This window comes from Rapidithrix thailandica (genome assembly GCF_039710355.1).
GTDB lineage: Bacteria > Bacteroidota > Bacteroidia > Cytophagales > Flammeovirgaceae > Rapidithrix > Rapidithrix thailandica.
The window spans coordinates 479,532-487,041 of sequence record NZ_JBDKWZ010000005.1 but is presented as its reverse complement, the minus strand read 5'-3'; the positions used below and the strand labels follow the sequence as shown (position 1 = coordinate 487,041).

The 7,510-nt window shown below is 44.1% G+C and carries 7 protein-coding genes; all 7 read left to right on the top strand.

All coding sequences use genetic code 11. From position 1 onward, the window contains the following. Positions 1-350 precede the first annotated feature (350 nt). Positions 351-530: a hypothetical protein gene (locus AAG747_RS11430; RefSeq protein ID WP_346821303.1), complete on the top strand. Its 180-nt coding sequence runs from the start codon at positions 351-353 to the stop codon at positions 528-530. 164 nt (positions 531-694) lie between these two features. Continuing rightward, on the top strand, positions 695-1,021 hold the full coding sequence (locus AAG747_RS11425) for a DUF6686 family protein (RefSeq protein ID WP_346821302.1): 327 nt from the start codon (positions 695-697) through the stop codon (positions 1,019-1,021). 389 nt (positions 1,022-1,410) lie between these two features. Continuing rightward, positions 1,411-3,915: a TonB-dependent receptor gene (locus tag AAG747_RS11420; protein WP_346821301.1), complete on the top strand. Its 2,505-nt coding sequence runs from the start codon at positions 1,411-1,413 to the stop codon at positions 3,913-3,915. Further along, entirely contained in the window at positions 3,912-4,652 is a 741-nt protein-coding gene (locus tag AAG747_RS11415; RefSeq protein ID WP_346821300.1) for an HmuY family protein, read from the top strand. The genes AAG747_RS11420 and AAG747_RS11415 overlap by 4 nt, the downstream gene beginning before the upstream one ends. A gap of 48 nt (positions 4,653-4,700) precedes the next feature. Continuing rightward, positions 4,701-5,483, top strand: a complete 783-nt coding sequence (locus AAG747_RS11410; RefSeq protein WP_346821299.1) for an HmuY family protein — start codon at positions 4,701-4,703, stop codon at positions 5,481-5,483. Between the two features lie 234 nt (positions 5,484-5,717). After that, positions 5,718-6,485: a hypothetical protein gene (locus AAG747_RS11405; protein WP_346821298.1), complete on the top strand. Its 768-nt coding sequence runs from the start codon at positions 5,718-5,720 to the stop codon at positions 6,483-6,485. Positions 6,486-6,488: 3 nt separating this feature from the next. Beyond that, complete coding sequence (locus tag AAG747_RS11400) at positions 6,489-7,418, top strand: IPT/TIG domain-containing protein (RefSeq protein ID WP_346821297.1); 930 nt, start codon at positions 6,489-6,491, stop codon at positions 7,416-7,418. Positions 7,419-7,510: the final 92 nt, after the last annotated feature.

Sequence of the window (7,510 nt, the reverse complement as noted above, 5' to 3'; positions counted from 1 at the left end):
CACTATGGTAATTCTCCATAAATGCTGTAATGCTATCCATATCAGTCTGGTTTTTTTAGACTAATATCAATCAACTGACCGTATCTTATTTACGGGGTGGCAGCTTTACGGATAATCATTTTTAATAAAAAGCATTTCAGCAATCTTCTCACCATTTCACTCCATCACCCATTCTCCAAATAATAACAACCCTATAGCTATCACAGCTACTCCGTCTACCCACTACTAGCTAATAAAAACCACTAGTAGTAGCACTTGACCCCTGCAAACCCAAGCTCTATATTTGCATTATTAAGAATCAATCTAAATAAGAAAAAAAAGAAATTCTTCAGGCAAAAAAGTAAAGCCTTATGGATACCCTGGATTTTGAGAGAGCTTTAGAGCAACTCAATGCTGAACTTACAAAAGCACAACCGGATTTTATTCAGCTAAAAAATAAACTGATGAATACGAACTGTCCTTACTTATTGACGCTGTTGCAAGAACATCAGGAAAAAAGTAAGCAAGGGACAAACCAGGCCAAAACTTAATCCGGTAATAAAAAGATTTAAAGACCTGCAAACCTGGCCTCTAAAAGGTGTTCCGGGCAATTTGTCGGTCAGGTGCAGGCACAAATTATATTTCGTAATTCGTGACTGACAAACATGGATTAAAGTAAAAAATACCACGGATACATTTAACCTAAAAGAAAACTATGAATACTTGTGAACCTAAGATACTGGTGGAGAATAGTCACTTCTATATAGCGCAATGCCAACACTGCAAACGGATAGGATTAAGTTATAAAAACATCCTGGTGGGGTATCAGCCTGAAGAGTTCATACAATTTGCCAACAAGTTTAATCAAATCAATTTCGAAGAAAGATGTTATGTTTTTCCCGATGGCAAACCGTATATCATTGTCAATACTTGCCATCAGGACATCCAGTTTTCTTTTACCAAAAGGGATTTTGAAACCTTAAAACAAGGTTTTTCAGAGGCCTTGCTGATGTTGGAAGCAGAGAAAATTTTAAATCTATAACAGAAAACCGGAAAGGGAGCGAAGTGACTCAATGGAGATACCAATCGCTTCACTCAACGGGTATATGCTTGTGCGAAGTCCTGACCGGGATAGATTTTTTTTACCGGTAAAAAATAAACATCTCTATCTTTCTTTTATCAATCTTTTCACACTGAAGTGGTTTACACTTATAGTTTTTGACCGAACATGGAATCAAAACCGACTCATCAAGGCACTTTTTGAAAAAAATTGCCAACGCTATTGTTGAAAAAAGTAACACAGAGGAGGCGTTTTTGAAACATTTTTCAGGAAAAAGAAAAAGGGTAATTCACTTCACTAGCAGTCAGAAACTTATAAAGGTTATGAGAGCTTTTTACAGAAGTATTTTATCAATACTTACCGGATATCGTATGGCTGGTTCTTTATTGAACACAAGCCGGACCGTATCCCTACCTCTTGCTGTCAGAGTGCCTTCTAACCTAAGTCTCATAGTGGGAATATGGCTTATTTCTTGGCTTCCTGTTGCCGGAAAGCAGCTTTCGCGAAATGCATTGGTAAGGGATAAACAACATTTTGAAAGACCTGGAAGCGAAAAACACAAAGGTCATATCAAAGGGCGACTGTTACAGCCGGGGTTAAGTCCCATTCCCTATGCATCCATTGTATTAAAAGGAACCGGCTATGGCACAAGTACGGATGAACAAGGCTTTTTCTCAATGGCTGTTCCTCCGGGAAAATACATATTGATAGGTTCGTATATCGGGTTCAAAACCCAAGAAATCCCAATCATGGTCAACCCTAACCAGACCCTTAATTTGGGAGGGATCGAGCTTGCCGAAGCCACCATGCAATTGGGAGAAGTAGTGGTGACGGACGAAAGGGAATTGGCCTATACGGCCAGTCGTACGGCTACCCCCCTCAAAGATTTACCGGTACCTGTCACGATTGTTCGTGGAAAGCAATTGGCACAAATGGGCAGTCGCCGGCTTGACGAAGTATTGCAAGAACAAACCGGCCTGGCGTTGACCACCGACCCAACCGGTGCCAGTAATGGCGTGGGCCTTCAGATACAAGGTTTTGATGCCGACTATACACTGATCATGATAGACGGGCAGCCCTTATTAGGTCGAAATGCTTCCGGGATACTGGACCTTTCCAGAATCACGGTGGCTTCCATCGAACGCATTGAAATTGTCAAAGGGACTTCTTCCGCGCTCTACGGCAGTGATGCCTTGGCAGGAGTTGTAAATATCATTACCAAACAAAAAACGACAGACCGGCTTCAAGGTGTAGCCACCTTGCGCTATGGCACCAACCATACGCTAGACGCCACACTGGACGGCCGCCTTCCATTGCCAGGGAAAAAGTCAAGCCTATTTTTTACGTCTAATTTTTACCGCACCGATGGCTTTGACACAGACGCTAGTACCCCTGGCAAAACCCTCCCTCCCTATGACAGCTATACTCTTCAGGGGAAAATAAAGCATAAGTTTTCCAAATCAAGTTTACTGGATCTTACAGCCCGTTATTCTTCCCGTTTGCAGAAAAATCAATTAGACATGGATCAATTGGGCCGTAACGAAAACCAAAACCGGGAAAGCGATTTGAATACGGCCCTGACCCTTAGCAACAGTCTTGGAACGAAGGCAGACTTACACAGTCACTATTACTATACCCGGTACGCCAACCGGTCTCTTACCAAAGATTTGGACAATGCACAAACCCTCACCGAAGCCACCTCCCAGCAGCATTTGCACCGGATAGAAAGCTACTTGTCTTATACAGTCAATGCGACTTTGCAAACGATGGTGGGTGCCGGAGGAAACCTGGAAGCAGCCAATTCCAACCTGTATGGGGGCTACCGGGAGTTGCAAAATGGCTTTGCTTACCTACAGGCGGACTGGAAACCTGTTAAGCGTTTGGGGCTTTTAACAGGGGTACGATACGATGTACACAATATTTATGGTTGGCAAGTAAGCCCCCGTTTCGGTATACGCTATACGGTTAGTGACCTACTTACCTTCAAAGGCTCGGTAGGAAAAGGTTTTAAAGCGCCCAATTTCCGTCAATTGTATTATTCATTTAACAATATGAGTGCCGGGTACATGATCATCGGGGCCAGTGTATTCCAGCAAGAAATCCAGCGTATCCGGCAAAGTGGTAGTCAAGTACAGCTCAACCAGGCGGCCGGGAGTATCAATGAACTACAGGCCGAACGCTCCACTTCTTTCAATTTCGGAGCTTCCCTTACCTTTTCTAAAGATCTTCAGTGGGAGAGTAATGTCTTTTACAATACGATTCGCAACATGATCTTCAATCCCAGAGTAGGGAAAATAGACGGCCGGGATTTGTACTCTTTTTCCAATATTGCCAAGGCTTTAACCAGTGGATTGGAAACCAACCTGAGTTGGAAAATTGCCAGAGGCTTAGAGCTATCCTTAGGGTATCAATTATTGTATGCCAAAGACCGGGACATTCTCTCGGCCATTAAATCAGGAGAGGGGCAGATAAAAATCAGAACGCCAGAGGGCAAAAGCCGGAAGGCCAGGGTAAAAGACTATTTCAACCTAGCCAACCGCTCGCGCCATATGGCCAATATTAAGGTGTTTTATGAGCACTTCCCTACGGGCATCGGTCTGAGTCTCAGGGCTAATTACCGAGGACGCTATGGCATTGACGAATTGAATTATTCCAACGGGTTTATCGACCCTTATGACTTATATGCCAAGGGCTATTGTTTGTGGAATGCCACTGTGGAAAAGTCCTTTCTGCAAAAAAAATTGAAAACCCAGCTCATTTGTGACAACCTGACCGACTATACCGACTCCCTGATCCCCAACCAACTGGGAAGGAGATGGATGCTTTCTGTTTCGTACCAATTTCAAACAAATAAACCCAACAAAAACAAACAATGACAAAACAAATACAACTATACCTGGCCATACTCTTACTGTTAGGACTGGTTTCGGCATGCTCGCAAGACGAGGGTGATCCGGAGCCCCGGAAAGTAGAGCTTACCCCTATTGATCAATACACAAGTATTGACAAGGTCAGTGGTACCATCTATATCAAAGATTTGCCGGGTTCTTTAGGCAATACGCATGCTTCCGGGCATACTCCGGTCTTTTTTGATTTGGAAACTCATCAAATTATCAATCCTTACGAGGATGAAAATACGTTGTTGGAACTGCCGGAAGAACAGCAGAAAAGTAAGGCCTGGGATCTGGGCTTTACAGGAGTTTATAACTCTTTGCTTGCTATCAACAAAGGCACGGACAGTCGCAGTCCGGGCTACGGAGGTCAAGGACAGGGAGCTATTCTGGTGATGGATGCCCAATTTGACGAAGTGGACGAAGCCCCTTCCGAAGAAACCTTTGAGGCCTTTATGCAAGTGCAAGCTACCAGTGGTTGGGAAAATTACCCTCCCGGACACAAAGGCTGGTTTTTCTACAGCTTGGAATCCCATATTATGCGGCCCGTTTCCGGAATCACCATCCTCTTACGCACCCCGGATGGGAAATATGCCAAGGTAGAAATGACCTCCATTTATTTGGGAAATCCTGAAAAACCGACCATCAACAGTCCGGCACCCTATTTTACGTTCCGGTACTTTTTGCAGGAAGACGGCAGTAGAAACCTGAAAACCCGGTGATCCATTTCATCGATTAGTCTCTAGTCTCATACTTTTAAACAAACAATAATGACCCGATTCAATACACTACTCCTATTACTTTGGATAGGCATTAGCCTGTCATCCTGTTCCGATGACAGTAACCCTGCCCCCAAACCGGATGAACCCCAGGGCAAAGGAGTTCCTTCAGGAATTTATGAAATTAAAAATCTGGAATTGGATACTTCCGCCTCCTCTTCGGGGCAGGCCACTACCATTTACTACAGCCTGGAAGAAAACAAGCAAGTTCCGGCCTCTTTGGCCCAAACCGATGCCTGGGATATCGCTTTTACGGGCATTTACAACAGCAGTTTGGCCATTAACAACGGAACGTCTACGCTTAGTCCGGGTTACGGAGGTCCCGGCAAAGGAGCGGTCTACCTGATTAAAGACTCGGCAATAGATGCCGAATACTATAATGCCCCCGGCAAACCTTTGAAAAAAGCCCCTCCTCATACTTTATTTGACCTTGCTTTTGACAAGGTGCATAAGGTTTCTATTTCCGATGAGAAATTTTTAACGGGGCAATTAGGATTAGATCATTTTGACGGCAGCGGGGACGGCTGGGCATATTATGACTTTTACAATGACATGTATCCGGAAAGACCGGATGAAGAAAAAGCCCATGTGGTATACCCCATGCCCCGGACCTTGTTGATCCGTACGGCCAGAGGCAATTATGCCAAGCTGATTGTGTACAGTATGTACAAAGATGCTCCCGAAGACCCTGACCGTTCGCACCAGCCCGGCTATCTTACCTTTACCTATGCCATTCAAAAAGACGGAAGTAAGAACCTGGACTTGGCAAAGTGATCTGATAAGAGAAATGAGGAGGCTGCCGAAATAGCCGGTATACAGGTACAAAGACCCTGCGATTTATACAGAAATAACGAATTACAAATCAACTATCAGTAACTCTTTGTGTCTTAGCACCTTCATAACATTTTATGGGCTTTTGACTTTTCGGGCAGTTCCTTCGCTTACCAGCCTGCTTGAAAATCGTCATATACCCAACTGTAAAATTCAATTACACAAATCAATAGAAAAATGAAGTTTTGTAAATTTGGGTTGACCTTGAAAGTCACCATGCTATTTTTCCTCTTTTCCAGTTGCGAAGAAGAGATCAACTGGGTGGAGCCCCCAGCCCCCAGAACCAATCGTATCCTGGAATACAAAATTACCAATGTGACAGGCGAGCCTATTCTAGGTGCCATTGACGATGTAAAAAATACCATTACGGTGTATCTTCCTTTTCATAATTTCCTAACGGTATTAGTCCCCGAAATTAAAATACCGGAAGGGGCCCAAGTAAGCCCCGAAGGAGGAGCACCCGTGGAAAACTTATTGGCGTATTTTACCGAGGGAAGAGAGATCAACTATACCGTGACGGATAAAGAAGGCAATAAGGCTACCTACCAACTCCATATTCTTGTACAACAGCCCGGCTTTTCGGTGGAAGAACTTTCGCCCGACCCGGAGTCACCCAGAGTTTATTCATTTATCCAATACACTGAAGAAATGAATATCTTCCTGGAACCCTTGGAGATTCATTGGAAGGGCAATGTGCCTCAGGTAGAAAATTATGAAACCAATTACCGGGTCATAAAGGTCACCCTTCAAAAGGAGAACGGGTACAGCTATACCTTTGACTTTACGGGTAAACAAAAGCCGGACATTACCAGTAGCCGGATTTCCCAATACTTCCCCGTGACACCTGGTGCCCTGCCCGAAGGACAGTACACTGTATCCGTTCAATACTACAGTCAAGTAGTGACGATGAAAAATCCGGTAATCATTCAGCAACAACCCTCATAAACCATGGTAAACTTTTATAAAACCCATTCGGCCAAAGCCATATTCTATACAGTGCTCTTTGTATCTTTTTCTATCCTGTTGAGTAGTTGCAAAGACGAAAAAACAGAGATTGTTCCTTATCCTTTTCACGAAATTGTTTCTTTTATTCTGCCGGATATCGATGGGGAACCTTTGCAAGCAGCCCTGTCAGAGGAAATAATTTGGTTATACTGGCCGGCCGGAAAGCCTCTTCCTGAGTACATCAATCCTGAAATAAAAATTTCCGAAAAAGCCAGTATTCAACCTGCATCAGGGGAAAAGGTGCCTTTGGAAAACGGGTTGAAGTATACGGTCACTTCCGAAGACAAACAATCGACAACATACACCTTAAAAGTCGTACTCAACCAGCCAACTCCCGAGGTGAGTTCTTTCCGGCAAGAAGTGAAGTTGAACGGAGGGGATTATTTTGCCATCACCGGAAAATATTTCTTGCCCAACCATACACAGTTGTATTTTCTCAATACGGATAACGAAACAGTGGAAATCCCACTCAGTACGGAACACACCAAGGTAGACCATATCGAAAGCCTACCGTTTGACCAAGCGCTCTTAGCTCCCGGAACTTACCAGGCCAAATTGCTCACCGGCCTCCATACGCTTTCCATCGGAGCAGTACGGGTATATTTTTTACCGGAAATCCACTCCTTTGACCCGGCCAGTGGAGCCGCAGGTACGGAAATCACCTTGACCGGTGCGCATTTTACAAATCAAAAGGAAGATATACAGGTAACCTTCGGTGAAACTGCAGCAGAGGTTTTGTCCGCTCAAACAACAAAGTTGACGGTAAAAGTACCTGATGGCGCTGTATCCGGGAAGCTATCCATCACACTAAACGGACAAACGGTCTATTCCCCGGAGAGTTTCACAGTCGTTTCCGGAGAAGAAGCTCAATAGCATTCTCACTGTTCGGAAAGCGGCTTGAAAAATTGAGAACAGTGTATAATGGGAGATTACATCTTAACCAATAAACCGATGAGTAAGGCTAC

Excerpts from the sequence above, each read along its gene's own strand:
- AAG747_RS11405 (WP_346821298.1), top strand. The coding sequence starts at position 5,718 with ATGAAGTTTTGTAAATTTGGGTTGACCTTGAAAGTCACCATGCTATTT.
- AAG747_RS11410 (WP_346821299.1), top strand. The coding sequence starts at position 4,701 with ATGACCCGATTCAATACACTACTCCTATTACTTTGGATAGGCATTAGC.
- AAG747_RS11420 (WP_346821301.1), top strand. The coding sequence starts at position 1,411 with ATGGCTGGTTCTTTATTGAACACAAGCCGGACCGTATCCCTACCTCTT.
- AAG747_RS11415 (WP_346821300.1), top strand. The coding sequence starts at position 3,912 with ATGACAAAACAAATACAACTATACCTGGCCATACTCTTACTGTTAGGA.
- AAG747_RS11400 (WP_346821297.1), top strand. The coding sequence starts at position 6,489 with ATGGTAAACTTTTATAAAACCCATTCGGCCAAAGCCATATTCTATACA.
- AAG747_RS11425 (WP_346821302.1), top strand. The coding sequence starts at position 695 with ATGAATACTTGTGAACCTAAGATACTGGTGGAGAATAGTCACTTCTAT.
- AAG747_RS11430 (WP_346821303.1), top strand. The coding sequence starts at position 351 with ATGGATACCCTGGATTTTGAGAGAGCTTTAGAGCAACTCAATGCTGAA.